Origin of the sequence: Vibrio jasicida 090810c (assembly GCF_002887615.1) — a bacterium.
Taxonomy (GTDB): Bacteria; Pseudomonadota; Gammaproteobacteria; order Enterobacterales; family Vibrionaceae; genus Vibrio; species Vibrio jasicida.
On the sequence record NZ_CP025793.1, the window covers coordinates 2,096,373 to 2,115,587 of the forward strand.

At 44.3% G+C, this 19,215-nt stretch carries 17 protein-coding genes; 4 read left to right on the forward strand and 13 right to left on the reverse strand.

Features of this window, described 5'->3' with window-relative positions:
* The first annotated feature begins 3 nt into the window (after window positions 1-3).
* A complete protein-coding gene (locus tag C1S73_RS26730; protein ID WP_038868403.1) occupies window positions 4-711 on the forward strand; it encodes an EAL domain-containing protein in 708 nt (235 codons plus the stop codon).
* A gap of 2 nt (window positions 712-713) precedes the next feature.
* Here C1S73_RS26730 and C1S73_RS26735 read toward each other — a convergent pair whose 3' ends face one another.
* From C1S73_RS26735 to C1S73_RS26765, 7 genes are all read right to left on the reverse strand, one after another.
* Window positions 714-1,685 carry a hypothetical protein gene (locus tag C1S73_RS26735; protein ID WP_038868402.1) on the reverse strand — a complete coding sequence of 324 codons (972 nt, stop codon included), beginning with the start codon at window positions 1,683-1,685 and terminating at the stop codon, window positions 714-716.
* Between the two features lie 18 nt (window positions 1,686-1,703).
* Entirely contained in the window at window positions 1,704-2,435 is a 732-nt protein-coding gene (locus C1S73_RS26740; protein WP_038868401.1) for a fimbria/pilus periplasmic chaperone, read from the reverse strand.
* The gene (gene stbD, locus C1S73_RS26745) at window positions 2,401-3,750 is read right to left on the reverse strand and encodes a fimbrial usher protein StbD (RefSeq protein WP_038868400.1); all 1,350 of its coding nucleotides are present in this window, start codon (window positions 3,748-3,750) and stop codon (window positions 2,401-2,403) included. Before stbD ends, C1S73_RS26740 begins: the two co-directional genes overlap by 35 nt.
* Window positions 3,751-3,752: 2 nt before the next feature.
* Window positions 3,753-6,212 carry a fimbria/pilus outer membrane usher protein gene (locus C1S73_RS26750; RefSeq protein WP_038868399.1) on the reverse strand — a complete coding sequence of 820 codons (2,460 nt, stop codon included), beginning with the start codon at window positions 6,210-6,212 and terminating at the stop codon, window positions 3,753-3,755.
* A 26-nt stretch (window positions 6,213-6,238) separates the two neighbouring features.
* On the reverse strand, window positions 6,239-6,979 hold the full coding sequence (locus tag C1S73_RS26755) for a fimbrial biogenesis chaperone (RefSeq protein WP_038868398.1): 741 nt from the start codon (window positions 6,977-6,979) through the stop codon (window positions 6,239-6,241).
* 58 nt (window positions 6,980-7,037) lie between these two features.
* Window positions 7,038-7,571, reverse strand: coding sequence for a fimbrial protein (locus tag C1S73_RS26760; RefSeq protein WP_038868397.1), 534 nt, complete (start codon window positions 7,569-7,571; stop codon window positions 7,038-7,040).
* Window positions 7,572-8,054: 483 nt separating this feature from the next.
* The gene (locus C1S73_RS26765; protein WP_038868396.1) at window positions 8,055-8,990 is read right to left on the reverse strand and encodes a DMT family transporter; all 936 of its coding nucleotides are present in this window, start codon (window positions 8,988-8,990) and stop codon (window positions 8,055-8,057) included.
* A gap of 143 nt (window positions 8,991-9,133) precedes the next feature.
* On the opposite strand from C1S73_RS26765, the gene C1S73_RS26770 reads away from it, so the two are divergent.
* The 3 genes from C1S73_RS26770 to C1S73_RS26780 all read left to right on the forward strand — a co-directional run bounded on the left by C1S73_RS26770 (window position 9,134) and on the right by C1S73_RS26780 (window position 13,541).
* Window positions 9,134-10,024, forward strand: coding sequence for a LysR substrate-binding domain-containing protein (locus C1S73_RS26770; protein WP_038868395.1), 891 nt, complete (start codon window positions 9,134-9,136; stop codon window positions 10,022-10,024).
* Window positions 10,025-10,151: 127 nt separating this feature from the next.
* Window positions 10,152-11,192 (forward strand): S1 family peptidase, encoded by a 1,041-nt coding sequence (locus C1S73_RS26775; protein ID WP_050566688.1) that lies wholly within the window; start codon window positions 10,152-10,154, stop codon window positions 11,190-11,192.
* A 123-nt stretch (window positions 11,193-11,315) separates the two neighbouring features.
* A complete protein-coding gene (locus C1S73_RS26780; protein WP_038868394.1) occupies window positions 11,316-13,541 on the forward strand; it encodes an EAL domain-containing protein in 2,226 nt (741 codons plus the stop codon).
* Between the two features lie 23 nt (window positions 13,542-13,564).
* Here the strand turns inward: C1S73_RS26780 and fliJ are convergent, their stop codons facing one another.
* The 6 genes from fliJ to fliE are packed head-to-tail and all read right to left on the reverse strand — an operon-like array spanning window position 13,565 to window position 19,212.
* On the reverse strand, window positions 13,565-14,005 hold the full coding sequence (gene fliJ, locus C1S73_RS26785; protein WP_038868393.1) for a flagellar export protein FliJ: 441 nt from the start codon (window positions 14,003-14,005) through the stop codon (window positions 13,565-13,567).
* Window positions 14,006-14,013: 8 nt separating this feature from the next.
* Window positions 14,014-15,366 (reverse strand): flagellar protein export ATPase FliI, encoded by a 1,353-nt coding sequence (fliI, locus tag C1S73_RS26790; RefSeq protein ID WP_038868392.1) that lies wholly within the window; start codon window positions 15,364-15,366, stop codon window positions 14,014-14,016.
* Window positions 15,359-16,114: a flagellar assembly protein FliH gene (gene fliH / locus C1S73_RS26795; protein ID WP_038868391.1), complete on the reverse strand. Its 756-nt coding sequence runs from the start codon at window positions 16,112-16,114 to the stop codon at window positions 15,359-15,361. Before fliH ends, fliI begins: the two co-directional genes overlap by 8 nt.
* 4 nt (window positions 16,115-16,118) lie before the next feature.
* The gene (locus C1S73_RS26800; protein WP_038868389.1) at window positions 16,119-17,138 is read right to left on the reverse strand and encodes a flagellar motor switch protein FliG; all 1,020 of its coding nucleotides are present in this window, start codon (window positions 17,136-17,138) and stop codon (window positions 16,119-16,121) included.
* Complete coding sequence (gene fliF, locus C1S73_RS26805) at window positions 17,101-18,852, reverse strand: flagellar basal-body MS-ring/collar protein FliF (RefSeq protein ID WP_038868387.1); 1,752 nt, start codon at window positions 18,850-18,852, stop codon at window positions 17,101-17,103. The genes C1S73_RS26800 and fliF overlap by 38 nt, the downstream gene beginning before the upstream one ends.
* 3 nt (window positions 18,853-18,855) lie before the next feature.
* Complete coding sequence (gene fliE / locus C1S73_RS26810) at window positions 18,856-19,212, reverse strand: flagellar hook-basal body complex protein FliE (RefSeq protein ID WP_038868386.1); 357 nt, start codon at window positions 19,210-19,212, stop codon at window positions 18,856-18,858.
* Between the last annotated feature and the right edge of the window lie 3 nt (window positions 19,213-19,215).

Consider the following 19,215-nt stretch of genomic DNA (forward strand, 5'->3'; position numbering starts at 1 on the left):
AACATGTGTTTTCTAATTGAAGATTACTTAAACAAAAGTAACGGTATAAGTCTTATCGATATCAATTATAAATTACAAGAAATCGTTGATATTAAAGGTAATAACTTGGGCTTCGAAGTTCTAATTGATCCCAGTACTCTATCTAAACAAACAGCGAAAGAGGTATACTCTAGGGAAATCAAATATCCTCATATGAGTCGTGCGTTAGTTGCAAGGCTAGATCGTTACATCAATCGTTACTCTGATGATTTTAAAGGAAAACATCTGTTCATTAACCTAGAGCGCAGTAATCTTTGCGACAAATATCTGCTGTGCGATATCGTCATTCTCAAGAAGAGCTTAGAGGAGCTAAAAGCTAACTTAGTTGTAGAAATTACAGAAAGAGATTCATGTAAAAGCTGTTCTGAGATAAGAAAAGGATTTGAGTTTCTACAAAAACAGAAGGTTATGTTAGCAGCTGACGACTACGACTTAGATTCTGATTTTCGGGAAAAAGAGCTTTTATCCGGCTTTTATCAGTTTCTCAAAGTGGAACACTCTAATGAAGCAGACCATTACAGTAAGGTGATTGAGCTAAGTAAAAAAACGCGCACAAAATTAATAATTGAGCGCGTCGAAACTCAGGTAGAGCAAATGCAGATTATCGAGAATAGTATCCAAGCTTGGGGACTACAAGGCTTCTTGTACAAAACGCTTGCCGTGAGCTTATAAGCCTAAACCGGACAAGATTTTGACTGGGAGGAGCAAAACTGACGCAAGTTACAAAGGTTGCAGGCGTTAGAATCACACTCTTGTAAACAATGAAGCTTTTTCTTGATCTTTGGAATCAAAATAGGGTTGGAAATGGAACGAATGATATCGAATTTAACCAAATACAAACCCACCTTCTGGCTATTATCTGTAGGCGGGTAATACTTGACCTCTTTTGCATTAAATACTTTCTTTGCAAACTCAAGAATCGGATATCCAGCAATAAATATATAGACGTAATCCTTTGTCTTATAAAGAGAAAGCAAGTAATAACAAATCGCTTGAGTTACTAATTCAAAGAAGTGAGTAGAGTTCATTGCGTGTCCTAACTTAACCAGACAACTTTGCTTTAACTCATTTTCAGGGATACTAATGAATGAAGGTAGATTATTCAGCTTCTCTAAGTTCAAAATTCCAGCCCAATGGCCAACAATATCGTCTTGTTTATTCTGCAATAAAATACATTTGTACTTAATATCCGTTTTCATCGCGTACAAGTCCCCAACAAAACCTTCAATGGCAGAAACATTGCTATAAAAATCTTTAAAAACCTCAAGGTGTGCGTAATAGGTTTGGGAACGAATTTCACTTCGGATAGACTCTGGCACTTTAAAGTAAGAGAGTGCTGTTAAAGAAAAATCAAACGCTTTTATTAAACTCGCCAACACTGAGGAATGTCGCGCAGGCTTCTTGTGTTCGTCTTCATCTAAATTAAGAATTATCTCAACCAAGTCAGCATCTAAACATCGTGCAATATAAAACTGCTTATACAACGGAGGGATCACTTTGCCGTTTAACCATCGACTTAAGGTGATGACATCTAGCCCTTTAAACTCCTCATAATGGGCTTGCTGCAATAGTGCGATAAGTTCTTTCCTCGTGATTGATTTTTCTTTTAACCAAATAGCTAACTCCCTTTCAAAGTTGTAACTCACAAATCCACCACTTAAATGCTAATTAACTAAGGTACTTTTATAGTTTGTTGTATTTCCGTCATCTCCAATGATGTCGAACTGTATTTGTTGTGTATTTAGGCGTTGACCTAGCGGTAAGGTGACGCTCGAAAAAGGTGCAATAGTGATTCTTTCATGGGTATCGTCACCCACTTTTATCGATAAAAAATTTGCAAACCAAGGCAGCGGATTCACCACCTTCAAACCTTCTCCTGCGCGCACAAAACGCAGTTGTGAATACGCATTTTTTCCTGGGGCTTCGATACCTTTTGGACGAACAAGCACCTTTAAACGAAGTCTCAAAGGCAACATAATCTGCTGAGCATTGGCAGTGATTGCCTCTTCGGATACCTGCGTCACTTGAAAGATATTTAACCAAAGTAAGTTTTCACGATCCTCAAAATCTAAATCAGCTCGATTCAGTAACAAACGTACTGATCGCACTTCTCCCCGCGCCATTTTAAAAATAGGAGGGATAACGAATAATGGTGTCTCCTCATCCGATGGAGAAACAGTGAGGTCACCTTTGTCCGACCATAATTGAAGAAGTACGTTATCCTCACCAGAATTCGCGAGGGTAAAGTCACTTTCTAAGTCATTGGCATTGATGACAATACGAGTTCGATCTATATCGACAGCAGCATGAACAGAAGACATCGAAAAAACCAAAACAATACTGAGAAGTAACCAAGTGAACTTATTGAAAGCTGACAATGATTTGCGCTTGGGCATACACAGTTCCTGCTGTAACAGTTTCACCACTGAGTTTTTCTAGAGAAGCCGTAAAGTGACCTCGGTAGGATTCAGAAGATGCATTGGATGATTCCAATTGTGTGACCTCTTTAAAGCCATACCATCCGCCAGCATTACCCGTTCCAGTCGTACGACTAGGCAACAGATTCATTGGAGACCCAGAGTTATCGTATATTCTGATCCCGACCCCCTGAGCTACGCCTGGATTGCCGTATTCATTGCTTAACAAATACGTTAAACCGCCCGCAGATGTTTTTAGCCCAAGTTGCTCAGCTTTACTGACTGCGTTGGCAGAGTTCACCAATAAGCCGATCGCAATCGGACGTGTCGCTGTCAGGCTGGTACTTGTGTTAGATGTGGTGCCAGATGCAGCATTAAGTTCACACAGTAAACCGATGCTAAACGCCAACCTTGATGATTCACCACTATTTAGCGCATCGACAGTCATCGTAGGGAAGAGTACGTGCGGTGTGTAATCTGAAACTTGACAAAACGCACCACGAATAAACGTAAGCTGATTCGCCCACCCCCATGCCCCCGGATAATCTCCATACCATCCACTGTAACAACCGCCACCATGGTCACAGCCGACAGTCAAGCCAGAACTTCGACCGCCACCTTTAAATGCAATATAACCATGTACACCGTTACGAGTGGGAGAAAAACGACCATAGTTCAACCCGTAATTACCCGCCCCGCTGGTTACTTTGATGACTTCTACGCTGACATCACTGAACACTCCTGCGTGTACATAGATGTAATTGCTGTCTTGAAACATGCCATCAGGGTTAAGCTTTCTCGCTTTCCAATAGCGGGAATAGTACTCACCTGTTGCAAGATTAGTCAGACGAAAGGCGGCATAACGATAGTCAGAATAGTATGCTCCTGAAATGCTCGGAACTTCATTTCGTCCAGCATAGTTGTCGTCTCCGTTTGTTGAGTAATACTCCCAAAGATCGTTTTTATCGGTTAAGTCGCAGCGAAATAAAACCTGCTTATCGCCATAAGGCGTTCGGTTTGCTGAGCCTAAAAACGAAGCCGTTGAAGTCGCAATAACGCTGCCATCCGGCTGAAAAAGACTGCCACTGTTGATATTAATTACCCCAGGTAAACCATAGTTTCCAAAGTACCCATCTGCAGCACCAGTAAAGTTATTGTTTACATAATAACCAGCATTGATTGCCTCGCTTGATAAATAACCTTGGTTCGTTGTGTTCAACTTTGTACAGGTAGCAAAAGCAGACATGCTCACAAACCAGATAGATAGGCAAAGGCTCCATATTGAATATTTCATAATTACCTCATCATGCAGGTTTGTTCGGTTAAGAGAAGTACTCGGTCCGATTTCGGCGGGGTATAGTTGATGCTGCATTCATTCCCTGCCCCCCAACGTAAAATCACTTCATTATTGGTCTCTTTTAGTCGGGCGTACACCTGACCAGCTTGCCCAACCATGCCGATCTTTATCCCTTGCTGATCAAAAGCATCTGCGCCCATTGGAGGAATCCCCCCTTTATCGAGCACGGTATTGATCAGCACTGCTTTTCCCTTCAACGTTTCAAACTTCACTTTTACGACGGCACCAGAATACGGCACGACTTTCCGACTACCGGTTTTAATTTCCGCACCAGTACTTAACCCATTATTTTTCAAGGACACATCGGTATAACGATAAGGAATCAACGAAGGCAATAACGCGTAGCCAGAGTCATCGATTCTTGCACCTTGTCCATTCATTACATTGGCACCTTTCGCACCTTTCGCTTCAATTAAAGCAAATGAATCATTGGTATAAGGACCTAGGGTGACACCGCCATCGTGCACAAGCATCGTTCCTGAAATACCCGCTGAAACACGGTTGTAATCATCGCCATTTGCAGAAGAAAGCGAAACGCCACCATAAGGAGTTCTAGTGTACAAACTTCCTCCGTAAGTGTTGCTATTCCCTTCTCGCCCCCCGTAGGCAGAATAAGAAACTGGCGCATCTTTACCGAGCGTCCCCGATACATTGGCCGTCGCTGATTCACTCGATTTACTATGGGTATAGTTAAACCCAAACGTCGACCAACGGTCATAGAAGTCGAACGGAAGTGACACACTCAATGCTACGGTATTTTCATAATCACCTTCGCCAAACTCTTCGTGATAAAACTGACGTCCTACGCTGATATTGTAAGACACATTTCTCCAATGATTATTGTAGGTAGCTTGGTAATCGATACTCTCTTCACCATCGTAATAATCCACTAGAGAACCACTAACGTTAACCGTACCGTATTTCTCCAATGATTGGCTCAAAGACAAAGTAAGACGGTTTCTTTGATTGAGTGTTTGAGACTGATATTCATCGCTATTGTTTTTTCGCTGTTTTCTCAAGCCCAAAACGTCTTCCAACTCTTTGTAGTTTTCTGAAGAATAACGGTAGGCGAGCAATGAAAAGTTGGTGCCAGTATCAAACGAGCGGCCATAGTTCATCTCGACTTGCCACCCACGTTGGTATTCTTCTTCCTCATACACACGCGCAAATGAATAGATGCTGTTCATGCCAAATGCACCGATTGGCGTCGCAACGACACCACCAGCCAGATACGCTTGATAATCTTTCCCCATACGCAAACCATAGTTAAGCGTGATCCGGTTGTTTACACCTTGCTGGATAGAGCCTTCAGCAAACCAATTGCTAACGTCTTCATACCCTCTAACATCACCGAGAACCGTGTTATAGATGATTTGTCCAGGGCGTACGGAGAGAGGCACCGAGGAGTAAGGTACGTTGAAAGAACTTACGCTACCGTCAGCTTCTTGAATGACCACCTCTAACTCACCATCACTTTTGGTATCGTTCAAATCACTGATAACAAAAGGGCCGGGTGGTACGTCGGTTTCTTTTATGATTTTGCCTTGCTGTTTAATCACTACATGAGCATAAGTGGCAGCGACACCACGAACTTCCGGTGCATAACCCAACTGGCTTTGCGGCCACATGCGCTGATCCGTTGATAACTTAATACCGCTGTATGACAAGCTGCCAAAAATGGAGCCATTGGTATACGACTCGCCAAGCAACAATGAACTGTGGATTGAAGAAATAGGACGCTGAACGTACGTATTCAACGAGGTATATTCTGTCTCATTGTCCAAATAGCGAAAGTAACCATCGTGACGAAATTGCCACAAGCCCAGATTCATCCCAACTTTTAAGTTGCTGTAAAGGTAATCACTGTCTTCTGCGTGTTTGTACTCATTGTGGTAGTAATTTGTGTTGTGACGCACAAACAAAGCCGTCATACCCTCATCCCATTTTTCAGGGTCAATGTAACCACGAGGTTTACTTTCCATCGCCGCTTGTGGGATATCCAAATTCATTTGAAAGCTTGATTCGTTATACTTCCACTTCACCATTGGTGCAACGTCAGACAAAAGCTGACAACCAAGATTTGCTTTCGCTTTGTCATCTAGCTTAAGCCCGATCAATTTGAGTTGTTGGGCAGAAAAACAAGGCTCCTTGCGCTCAGTTCTTTTATTCATGCGAGCAGCAACAACGCTCCCTTGGAGAACCATTTCACCATTGACATACAAATCAACTAAGTGCCCATCATCAAACGAGTACCCATTTAGTGTATCGCCAGATAACATGTGCTTTTGAATATCTACATCACCGTGGAATAGTGAAGGATCAAAAGCGAGCTCTTCCGCTACAGTAGACATTGCAGCAACAAGCGAAAAAATAAAATACGAACGTTTGCCGAACAACATATTACTCACCAAAGCTAACTTAACATTTAAAACTGAATGGAATAACGCTTAGGTATTAATGCCCCTTGGTCACTGATTGTTGTTATTAAAAAATCGGCTTTATCACCTTTTTTAATTTTTAAATTTTTGAACGTAAAATCTTGATATGAATTTGGTAATATCATTTTAGCTTCAGATAACCACTTTTCTCCTAGATGTTCTATAAAAACATTTCCAGACAAAGATACATGCAGCGGCTGCTTATTAATAAGCCTAACTTTTGCGATTCCATTTTGATAATTTATGAGCTGAACTTGAAAGTCTTTTTTCCAATTTCTATTGTAATTAATTACTTTTTTTGGCCTGTAGAACAACTTCACTTTGTGCTTTACTGTTACCACAATTTTATTGCTGCTTGCTGCCACTTCAGCGATGGCGGCATTAGACGGAATTTGTAAGAAGTTAAAGTAAAAAACTGACTCTTGATCTTGGGGAAGTGTTTTTTCTATCCCTTTGATTATCCTTAGCGTTTGACCCCGTTGTGGCTCAATTTTCGCCAATGGTGGCAACACAACAAATGGCACATCATTTTGTGTCGCTTTGGACCCATCTTCGTTCTCAAACCAAGATTGAACCATAAAGACATTTTTGCTTTTGTTCTTTAGGTAAACGTTAACGAAGGGTTCACCTTCAGGGTAAATAATTCGGCTTCCCGTCATGACAATATTGGCATGGGCAGCGAAGCCGAAAATTAACGTGATAAAGACAACAAAAAATCGCAAAAACATTATCACCTCGTTATTTCGCTTGGTTAGAGAGAGGGGTAATCCTCTCTCCCAACACTGATTATTGGTAAGAAACCGCGTATTGAAGTGACGCGTTCACCGTACCTGCCGTCGCAGCACCTGTTGCGTAATACTGTGCTTTGTACGTCGCACTGTTTGCTTGTTCACCGGAGGCAAGTGCGAGGTCATTGCTACCTTTAAAGCCGCCTTTAAGGTCAATCGTAGAGCCAGTTGTGTCTAAAATTTGCAGTTCTACATTCGTCGCACTGCCCGTATTCCCGAGGTTACCGTTGCCTGTTACTTGGTTGCCGACAAACACCGTTGAAATGTTTGGCACACCTGCAGCGTTACCAGTACAGCCAGAGATCGAGACCTCAAATTCCGTTGCACCAGCAGTGTCACCACTGCTTGCTAGCGCTGACTTTGGCACGGTTTCCAAAAGCACAACTGGAGAAGCATTTTCACCATTAACTGAAACTGTACATGTTTCATCTGTTACCTCACCTTGGAAAGTGATGGTATTGGCAGACGCAGCAAGTACAGAAGAAGTAAATAAACATGAACCTACGATCACAACCAATTTATTGATCTTCATAATAAATACTTTCCTTAATCCTATTTTTTGAAAAGAAAACAAACCGAATTAACACTAGATATTTTTGTTAACTGAATTCATGCATTGTTTTTGAACTCACGGACAATTTTCCAGTTTTTAACACATGGTAATTAGCACTTTTTTAAACATTAATTATAAAATGCTAACTCGTTGCATTTTATATGTCGATATTATCTGGCGTAACCGATAAGACATGATGTAAAACTATCAGCATTTAATTAAAGAAAAAACAATCTCAGCTTCAGTTCAGACGTTTCCTACGTTATAAATGGAAAGTGTACGACCCTTAAAGCCCCGGTAAACTCACGATTAAAATCTAACTATATGACAGAAAAAGACTTATCTATTTATCTTCATAAAATAAAAAATGACTTATTTTCCTACAAGAAAGGTAAACAAGTCATCATATTTAATCGAAACCAAAACAATTAAATAAAAACGGCAGACTGACGCTGCCATTTTTTAATGTGATTTTGATAACTCTGTCCTTCGCCCTGAAGGTATCGATCGTGCAGAGAACCGAACCCAACATGTGTTTAATATCGTTGCCAGCACAATAAGGCTTATTCCGAATATTTGTCTGTGGCTCATTTGGTCATCGAAAAACATCCATTGCCACACTGCGGTAAACAGTAGATTGGTGAAAATAAGCGGTGCAAGTTGAGAGCCACTGCTAGCTAACTGATACGCTTTCGAACGAAATACCTGTGTATTGATGATCAAAAGAGACATCAAAAAGACAAACAATGTATTCGGTGTTTCAAACGCGTGGAGTGAAAGCGAGTGCAATAACACATTGGCATCATTGAAGAGCATCAGAGGCAATATGAGTAAAGCAGCACAACCGAACGTCCAAAAGTTGATTTCTAATGGCGACAGGTCACTTTTACTGGCTTTATAGAGTGTCAGCTGCGAACCCGAGTTAAACAAACCACCCGCCAAGCCCAATAACAGGTCGACTCGCCATATAAACTCACCATCAGAGCCTGCCAACAGAATGACACCAGTAAATGCCATAACAAGTGCCATTATGGTCGATATTCGTATCTGACCGCGCATAAATAGCTTCTCGACGATTGGCATAAACAGTGGTCCAGTAGCGAAAAGGACCGCGCCTTCAACAAGAGTTAGCGTTTGTAACGAGGCAATAAAACAAAGCTGACACAGCCCAATACAAAAAGCGCGAAGTAAAATGGGTTTAAACGTACTGGCTGTCGGTAACGTCAATCTTTTGAACCTTAGCATCACTAACAGAATGAGCGCTGGAGTAAAGAAGCGTAAAAAACTGAACATGGTGACCGAAAAATCATTGCTAAGCTGCTTTGCTAACAAGCCAGTAACAGATAAGCTTAATGTAGACATCAACATGAAGACGATGGGTTTGTTTTCTACGTTCATTGGATACTCCTTAATTCATGGAGTATTTTAGGCAAAGGCGTTCATCAGAAATAGCGAGTTATTTTAAACGCCAATGTAAGAAAAACTTACAGATTATTTTTCCAAACCTAAGCCTCACCATGACTCCAAAGGTAAAGAGCAGTATGCGAAAACTCATTCCGTTAAAATCCATCTATGCCTTTGTTGCTGTGGCAGAGACTGGCAGCATGACAGAGGCGGCTCAACTGCTCTCTGTTAGCCATTCCGCTGTTAGCCAAGCCATTAAATCTCTAGAAAACCAAGTCAACAAACCTTTATTTGATCGTGTTGGTCGCCAAGTTCGCCTCAATAATGAAGGCAAAAAATACTACCGAAAAGTAGCTCCGGCACTTGAACAAATCGTTGATGCCACCGAAGCCTTAATCCACGACCAAAATTCCAAACGGATAACACTTAATATGGTCAACTCACTTGCGTTGCACTGGTGGATCCCACGCATGACGAGCTTGCAAGATTTCGCTCCTCAGTTAGATGTCCGCCTATCCAATCTGATTGGGCAGTTCCGTTTAGAGCAGGAGGGCATTGACGCCGCAGTGGTGCATGGCAGCCCTCAAGAGTGGCAAGATTACTATTGTGAAAAGTTGAGCGAAGATGAGTTAGTGTTGGTGTGCAGCCCCGAGTTACTAGCGCAACCTGATAATCGAGACATTCAACAACTGCTATCAACTTACCCCATTATTGAAGTCACTAACGATCGCAGAAAGCACGACTGGCAAGTTTGGGAAGAAGAGACAGGATTACTGCGGCCTACCAACAAAAAACCAATGACCTTCAATATGTCGATTCAAGCTGTGCAAGCCACAACTCGACGGCTGGGCTTATTGGTAACACATCGCTTGTTTGTGAAAGACGACATCAAATATGGACAATTAGTGGAATTGGGTGAGCCAATCACCAACCCCTATCAACAATTTTACTTTGTATGCCCACCCCATAAGCTCAAACAAGAGGCATTTCATTTGTTGAGATCTTGGTTGAGGCAAGAGTTCAGCTAATTCGAGCGCAGCCCGTCGTTTCGTCATCTATAGGCGTTATGAAATTTATTCGTTTCTGTAGTGAATAGATTAATGCCGGAATTGGTATAAAGTAAAAGAAGTACTTTTGAACTCCAAGGATGGCTTTATGAGGTTGTATCATGTCTTAATAAGTGGCGTTTTACTCATTGTGCCAATGACAAGCTCCGCAGGACAAACAGTCAGTGCAAATGACTCGGATTTAAAAACGTTTATTATTGGCGGCCAACAAGCCACTGCCAATCAACTTCCTTTCTTTGCTCGCCTGATATTACACCGTACTGGCTCGAGTCAGTTTGCCAACATCTGTGGTGGTACCATCGTCAATGATAGATACATCATGACCGCCGCACACTGTGTCGAATCCGATGTGTTTACCGATGGTTGGACAATCGATGATCTTCGAGTTTTAGTCAAAAACCCAACCATGAATGATGTGTTTGTTGAAGAATTCAAAGACGTACGCGCTATCACGATTCATCCCGATTACAACGCGAGTAACTTGTGGATCAATGACATCGCGATATTGGAACTAACCCGCCCTATCACAGACAACGTCCAATCCATCACATTGCCACAGGATTTTGGTGACTACAGTAACCGGTCAGTGTTCCAAATCTTTGGCCTTGGTCAAACCTCTACCAACGATGCGACAGGACCGAATTACCTGCGCTGGGCAGAAATCCAACCTCTTACAGATTCACAATGTTCTTCACTGGTTTCAGGTTTTAACTCTCAAGAAAGTTTGTGTGCGAACGGCTTCCCAAACCAAGCTTACACGGGGATATGTAGTGGTGATTCAGGCGGCCCGTTAACGTATCAAGATGGTAGCGGTAATTATCAACAAATCGGTATCGTCAGTTACGGCTCATCGGTTTGTGAGTCCCCTGCCATTCCAAGCGTGTTTACTGAAGTGCTCAATTACACCCCTTGGATAGAAGCCCAAACCAGTGCTGGGGCGAAGACAAATTACGACGCTGCTTTAGCGGCAAGGGAAGATTATCACAGTCAAGGCGACTCTGGGTTTGACCCAGAAGACACCACAAGCAATGACTTCGGTAATAATGGCAGTGATGGTGGCTCTGTCGGTTTTGGCCTACTGACGCTTGGCAGCTTATTCGTATGGTTACGTCGCCGCCAGCCCTTGTAGCACGTAGCTTCACCCACAGTTACACTTTGTAGAATAAAAACTCTAAAAGTACGTATATTCCAGTTCATTTGATGCCGATAATCCTGTTATTATCCGCTACCCAACTATTTTCAGATCAAACTAATGAATAATGCCGCATCGAGTCGCCATATGAGTGCGATGCTGTTCCTGACTCTCGGCGTCACGTTGTCCATCTTTGCTGGGTTTGCCCTCTCGCAAATGTTTGTTATCCAGAAAGATGCGTTTCAGCTTATCTCTGTGGTCAGCTCCGTGATGATCGTCAGCTGCTTGCGCTATCAATGGCGTGCACTGCCTGCCATTATTCTGAGTTTATTGGCTTACTATATCGGAACGGGGCGTAGTCTAGAACACGCCTTACTCTACGCTCTCACCGTCCCTCTATTGCCTTTTGTTTTTTCGAGTTTGTTCCACTACCTCAATAACCGCTCACTTCATCAACCAGCCGCACAACGGATCAGCTTATTTTTTGTCATCGTAGGCTGCTTGTTCCCGTTCGCAAATACCATAAAAATGATGCTGGTGAATACCTTCGTTGACGGGCGCTTTTTGAGTGCTGACTTTTTGTTTTATGCCACACTTGGCAATTACTTGACCCAATTACTCGTCACCCCAATTTTGTATGTAATGGTCAGCCTTATTACCGATACAGACACTCAATCTTATCTCGCACTCGATAAAAGGCTTAGGGTGTCCAACTCTCGCTGCCGGGAGTATTTAGCTTGGTTGGCAAGCTGCGTCATTTTATTTGTTGCCGCCGCTCTTTCTTCATCCTCATTTATGCTCAACTCGTTAAGCTTCTTTGCGGTTTTACTGGTCGTAATTGGATTAGCCAAACACGGATTAATTCGACCGCTGTTTGTGGGATCTCCATTTATTCTGTTGGTGATTCATGACGGCATCAGTCACTATAATGCCGACCGAATTTATGCTGACCAGTTTTATGGCCTGCTTGTCATCATTGCGGTATTGACCACGCTCGCGTATTTGTTGGGCGGTTACTCAGTGAAGCTCTTCGAGATGACTCAACGACAAATCCGCTCAGAAAGGATTGACCCGTACACCGGCCTGTCAAACATCGCTCAATTAAAAGAAGACATCAGCCATCAGTCTTATTCATTGCTGATTTATCTCGACCTGACACCAACGTTGTCGATGCTGACGGACTTAGGTCATGAGGGGAAATCACAACTCATCATGCAATTAAGCGAGTTTTTATATTCGCGAAATGAAAGCATCAATCGTTGCTATCGTCCGCCTTTTTCCACAGGGTTGCTAAGTTTCACTCACTATTCCGATGTTGCAGAACAAGAGCTTCAAGAAGTCGTGGAATATTTAGAAAGCTTCCAGTTTTACTGGCGTGGAACGTCTGTCGCCTTGGTCTCACCAACCGTTTATTGCTCGGTCGTTAACCAAGGGCAAGATATTGAAAAAGTCGTATCAATTCTGTGCGATCAACCACCACAGAGCGACAGCAGCATTCATTGGGTCAACGTGCAATCTTTTGAAATGGACCGTGTCGACAAGTTGAACCACATTCAGCAAGTGTTTAAACGAGAACAGTTCGAACTGTTCTGCCAACCATACATGCGACTTTCAGGCCCTGAAGAGAGTAAACAAAGTTTTGAAGTGCTGCTTCGCCTAAAAGAGCAAGATGGAAAAGTACTGCCACCTTCCGCATTTTTTCCTTTGATCAATCAATTCGGATTGGAAATCAAACTCGATCATTGGGTGATTCTGAATACCTTCCGTATGCTGAGCGACAAAGTCAAAAACTGGGATACGATTGGGCATTGTGCTATTAACCTTACGGCTAAAACACTAAGCGCGGAAAACCTTGCTTCTCGTATCATTGAGAGTGCACACAGCTTCGATATTCCCTTAGATAAGATTTGTTTTGAGATCACCGAATCGTCAGCATTGATCAATGAACAACAAGCTATAGAGACCTTGAATCTTTTACGTAAACTCGGTTGTAAAATCGCAATTGATGACTTTGGCACCGGTTACGCAAGCTTTGCTTACTTGCGTCGTCTACCGCTGGATATCTTGAAGATCGAGGGGGCATTCGTTCGTGAAATCACAGAGAGCGAGACCGATCGTTTGATCGTCAGTTCGATTGCGACTGTCGCTAAAGAGATGCACTTAGAAACCGTCGCTGAATTTGTCGAAACTCCCGCACACAGCCTGATTCTACGAGACTTAGGCATCGACTTCGCACAAGGGTATGGTGTCGCGAAGCCCTTACCTATGAATGCTTATTTGAATACATTGTTTGAAATCGAAGAACAGAGACAACATCTTACAAGGTCAGAAACGGTCACATTATGACGTTCCACGCTATCAGATTTCGTCTATAAGATTTTGCGCTTTAAGCGAGAGTTAATGATGTCTTCAACCAGCTTTTGCTCTTTCTTCAATTTTTCGTAGTTCTGCTTGTTGCGCCAGCGTTCGAGGACTTTGTCTAACCCTTGAACTCGAGCATGTTTGTATTCAAGATGCTTTTGTACCGAAGCACACTCAGCCTGCATTACCGCTTGTTCTTGCTCATGGTGACGCAACATCTTTTGTAGCATCTGGTCGACACGATTTAAGTTCATCAAGGTGGCACTATTGAGCACTGGCGTTGTCAACGCCGATTGTCCCGCATGAACTTTAAGAGCGGAAAGCTGTTCTAACTGAACGGCAAGATGAGAGTGACGCTGACGCATCACATTTAATTGATCCCCTACTCTATCCCGTTGCTTTTCTTCCATTTGGCGCAACTTGCCGACGGCTTTTAGCTTTGATTCCATTTGCTACCTCATTGCTGCTCACTTTGGAACATTTGTGCCAATGCGGTCAAACTGGTTGGGTAATCAATAGACTCATTTGCCGACTGCTGTAAGTACGCTCTAAGATGCGGATACATAGAAACCGACTGATCCAGTTCCGGATCTTGTCCTGGTTGATATCCGCCAAGTGGCAAGAGTTCTTTAACTTGAAGGTAATTGGAGTACATTTGACGGAAGTTGTTCGCTATCGTGCTGTGCGCTTCATGGGTGCAGGCGTTCATGCAGCGGCTTATCGATGCGTTAATGTCGATCGCTGGATAGTGCCCTTGTTCTGCGAGTTGACGTGAAAGCACCACATGCCCATCAAGAATCGCACGTGCGGAATCCATCACAGGATCTTGTTGGTCATCCCCTTCCGCCAATACCGTATAAATCGCCGTCAAACTACCATGTGGATTTTCACTGTTACCTGCACGTTCCAACAGCTGTGGTAACACGCTGAACACTGAAGGCGGATAACCACGTGACGCTGGCGGCTCCCCTAAAGACAGCGCTATCTCACGCTGCGCCATTGCATAACGTGTTAAAGAATCCATCAGTAACAACACGTCTTTACCTTGGTCACGGAAATACTCCGCCACACGGTGACAAAGCAGAGTCGCGCGCAAACGCATCAAAGGGGATTCATCGGCTGGCGCGGCGATAATGACCGCTTTCTGACGGGCCTCTGGTGTTAAGTTACGTTCGATGAACTCTCGAACCTCTCGACCACGTTCGCCAATTAAGCCGACAACAATAACATCAGCTTCGGTATTTTGAGTGATCATCCCCATCAAGACACTTTTACCGACACCACTGCCCGCCATTAAACCAATACGCTGCCCTTTGCCAACGGTTAATAAACCATTAATGGCACGAACACCAACATCCAGCGGAGTATCGACAGGGCGTCGCTTAAGTGGGTTAATCGGTTTTGGTTCAAGTGAAACACGATCTCCCCCTTTAAGCGGCGCGCCATCATCGAAAGGTTCACCTAGACCATTCACTACTCGACCAAGCCATTGTGAGCTGAGTTGAACGGTGCTATCGCCATCCAGCGGGATCACTTTTGCTCCTGCAAACAAACCACCTAGACGACGAATCGGCATCAGGTAAGCAACGGTATGATCAAAGCCGACGACTTGCGCTTCAATCATGTCGCCTTCTGCGGTTTCCACTAAGCAGCGTTGTTCAAGCTTGAATCGACAACCCACGGCTTGCAGCATTAAGCCGTTAACTTTGATTAGTCGCCCTGTCACTCGTGCGACCGGAATCGAATCGAGCGATGCGAGTGCATCACTCAAGCGTTCGTTCAACAGCTCGTGGCTGGAAGTACTACTCATATGCAACATCAACCTTTGGCAATACGGCTTCATCCAGCAAGTGTTGTTTCACGTTATCCATACAAGCTTGTAAGCGAGAGTCACAACTCGCATCGGCTTCTGCATCCTCAGTCACTAACTGACACCCACCAACGGGTAACTCCGCGTTTGCAACAAGCTTCCAAGCGGTTGGTAAGTCAGCATTGATTTGCATGATTCGCTCTAGGTCTTGTGGATTCAGATGTACAATCACGCTTTCTGCTTTGCCCGGCATAGCGGATAAGGTTTCATCCACCAAAGCCAAAATCTGTTGTGGCATCAGAGTCAGCTCAGCACGAATCACTTGCTGTGCAACCTTCTGTACCAATTCACAGATCATATGGCGTTGCTGTTGTTCTCTCTCGCTTTGCCAACGCGATAATGCTTGGAACAACTCATGAACGGGTTTTGCCGCTTCCACAAAGCCTTGCTTGCCAGATTGCTCTCCAGACACAAATCCTTTTTGAAAGCCTTCTTTTTGGCCATCGAGCAGACCTTGTTGCTTGCCTTGCTCAATACCTTGGCGAATGCCCTCGTCATGCCCTTGCTGCAAACCTTGCTGAAACCCCGCTTCCAGCTGTTGTTGAACGTCGGCTTGAGTATCTTGCCAGCCTTGGTTCTCCATCGCGAAATCGTCTTCGATGTTCACAGGTTGCGCCAAAGGAGGAAAACGATGTAAGCGGTATCCACTTGGTGGTAATCGCATGGTGTTATTTGCTTTTTCTGCCATGGTCTTACTCCACTGTTGGCTCTTCGTAGAGCAGCAGCTGAATTTCACCTGCTTCATCCAACTCGCGCACCATCTGCATAATATCCTGACGCGCGCGCTGTACTCGGCTCAACACGACGGCTCCACGCAGTTCCATATCGTCTTCTAACGCTTTCACCATACGTTGCGGCATAGAACGCTTGATCGCCTGTTGCAGTAGGATATCGGCACCTTTCAATGCCACCGCCCACAGTTCCAATGGGATCTGTTGCACCAACGCATCCATGGTTTCTTCGCGCTGACGGCCCAGCACCATGAAATCAAACATATTCTCTTCGATTTCGTTTACCACATTCTCGTCATGCAACTTAAGCATTTCCATCAAGGACGCGCGGTCGCCTTCAAATCGGTTAATGATGTCAGCAGCTTGTTTCACGCCCGACAACGGGGTGCTTTGACTTGCAGACACTTTCTCGATACAACGTTCCACCAATTCGTGCAAATCGTTCGCAACCTGATGGTCAATATCTTGCAACTGAGCAATACGGAACACGATTTCATCATGGTAGTCCTGCGGCAGGTGCTTCAAAACAGCCGACGAACTGTCTGCTGGTAAATACGCCAAGAAAATCGCCTGCATTTGCGGATGTTCATTAACAATGAATCGCGCTAATGTCTCGGCCTCTACCCATTGTAAGCGCTGCATGTTGTTACGAATTTCATCGCCATACAGGTTGTTCAGCAAACCTTTTGCCAAATCGTTACCTAAAGCTTTGCGTAAAGTGTTCGACAAGTATTCTTTCGATGCGCCACGAATGCCGCTGTGCTCGCGAAAATCTTCAAAAAAATGCTGAATCACACCGCGAGCAGAATCACTTTTGATGCCATTTAACTTTGCCATCGCACGTGTCACTCGCTGGGTCTCATCACGGCTGAAGTGCTGCAACACTTTTGCTGCGGCATCCTCACCCATGCCCAGCAGCACGAGCGCGGTTTGTTCTACATAACTAAGCGTCTGCTTTGACGTTGACTGAGCTGTGTTCATTGATGTTTACCCATTGTTTCAGAATTTCGGCTACACGCTCAGGCTCTTCATTAGCAATAAGCTGTAGGTGTTTCAATTGGATTTCTAATGGAGAGCCGGCTGGCGGTAACATGTCGCTGTTGACGTCCAAACCAGAGGAGACGGCAATCCCTTTCTCGGACAGTCGGCGATTCAATACTTCTTCACGTTCACGCTCTTCACGCGTTTGCAGATTGTCGTATTGCGGCTCTTCCTGTGGTTCAGCAAACTCCAGTTCCTGTGACGGTTTATCAGCTCCAGTTAAGTGCATGATCAAAGGACGAAGCACAAAAAAGATCATCGCTAATCCCAACATCCCGCCAATCACATAACGCAAGGGTTGCTGTACGGTTGGGTCTTGCCACCAAGGCAGTGCTGGCGGCGCATCAATCTCGATTGGTGTGAAGTTGAAGCTCATCAAACTCAAACTGTCGCCACGAGTCGCAGAAATGCCGACAGCGTCCATGATCATTGTTGAGATTTGGGACTTGTCCGCTTCGCTCCATGCCACACCATCTGGTGATGCTTGTGAATTCAAGAGGACTGACACACTTAGCTTGTCAATTTGCCCCTGCTGATATTGAGTACGACGAACACTGCTGCCAACCGCATATTGACGATTGATCTCTGAGCGCGCGTTAGTGTTTTGGCTATCGTTAGTTGGCGTTTCACCCGTAACCGGAGGTTGATTGCTTAGTGAGCCAGGGATGCCCAAAGCAATTTGATCAATTGAGTTGTTTTGAATGGTATGTTCATTGCGAACCACTGGCGCATTATCGAGGATCTCTTGCGTCTCTTCGACTTGACTAAAGTCCATATCGGCTGCAACTTGCACGCGGAAGTTACTTGGGCCAACAATCGGCGTTAGCATGTCTGAAGCACGCTGGATGATTTGCTTCTCGACACTCTTTTGGTATTCAAGGTATTTAGCGTTAACTTTACCCGCTTCTGCAGAGGCAACATCTGCACTCAATAGTCGGCCATATTGGTCAATCACCGAGACAAATTCTGCCTTCATTGCCGTCACACTACCCACCACCAAATTGATGATGGCTTCCACTTGTTCTGGCTTGAGATCTTCACCTGGTTTCAGTTCTAACATCACTGATGCAGAAGGGTTTTCTGTATTCTGGCGGACAAACAAGGTTTGACGAGGAATCGCTAAGTGCACACGCGCATTCGCGACTGCATTAAGCGACATGATAGTGCGTACTAACTCACCTTCTAAACCATGACGATAACGCGCCGTTTCCATAAACTGACTGGTGCCAAGAGAGCTGTCTTCTTTTAGCGAATCTAAACCCGTAGGCAATTTCGCTTTAACACCTTTTGATGCCAACAACATGCGGATACGAGCGACTTCACCTTCTGGCACTAATACTTGCCCATTTTGCTCTTGCATGCGGTAGCTGATGCCTTCGCTTTCCAGTACCGACACAATCTCACCGATATCAAAGCGCTCTTGCTGGCTGTAAAGCGGACGGAAACTTTGGGAAGAGCTCCATAACGCAACCACGATAATCGCAGCAACAATCGCGGCTAAAACCGCAGACAACACCAGATTGCGTTGGCTGCTAGACCACAACTGTTTGATTTTATTTGTGACATCATTCATCCCATTATTCGATGAAAGCGTCTGTGTCGTGCCGGAATGCATCGCAGAATTTCCGGCCACTTGAGTGGTAAGTTCTGACATGGATTACACCGGCATCTTCATTATATCTTCAAACGACATCACTACTTTGTTGCGCACTTGCATCAAAGCATTGAAAGAGAGACTCGCCTTCTGACTGGCGACCATTGCTCCTACTAAATCATCACTTTTACCCGTCTCAACGGCTGTCATTTTTTGACTGGCGACCGATTGGTGTTGGTTAACCGTGTCCAAAACGCTGGTCATTGCTTGCGAGAAAGACAATGGTGCATTCAAAGATTGCTGATCCAAAGGGTTAGCACTCACTACAAATTCTGGCGGCTGAACATGCGTTCGCATCGCCTCCATTTTCGACAGCATTAATTGCTCTGCTGAGACCGCATTGGTAGGTTGACTTGCCATCTA